Source organism: Oerskovia turbata (genome assembly GCF_000718325.1).
GTDB lineage: Bacteria > Actinomycetota > Actinomycetes > Actinomycetales > Cellulomonadaceae > Oerskovia > Oerskovia turbata.
Genome location: NZ_JOFV01000060.1, coordinates 1 through 260, shown reverse-complemented (window position 1 = coordinate 260; position 260 = coordinate 1). Strand labels below are relative to the sequence as shown.

1 protein-coding gene is annotated in these 260 nt (G+C 68.1%); it reads left to right on the top strand.

All coding sequences use genetic code 11. The features are described 5' to 3' along the window. Positions 1 to 260, top strand: a 260-nt coding sequence (locus tag IE95_RS20750) for a hypothetical protein (RefSeq protein WP_169741412.1), incomplete at both ends; no start/stop codon positions are given.

Sequence of the window (260 nt, the reverse complement as noted above, 5' to 3'; positions counted from 1 at the left end):
AGCTGCTACGTGCCGCAGTGGTCGCAGGAGGTGTCGGTCGCTGCGGAGAACGTGGGTGGCCAGGTGCGTCTGACGGGCACGGTCGTGAACACGACTGCTGAGGCGATGGACGTGCGCATGCTCGCGCCGGTGGGTCTGGAGGGTGTGAAGGACTCGGAGATGGTCCGGCTGGCTGCGGGGCAGACCGGTTCGTTCACGATCGACACGGGTCTGGGGTCGGTCGAGGCCGGGCAGGTCGCGTTCCGTCAGTACCGGTGGGT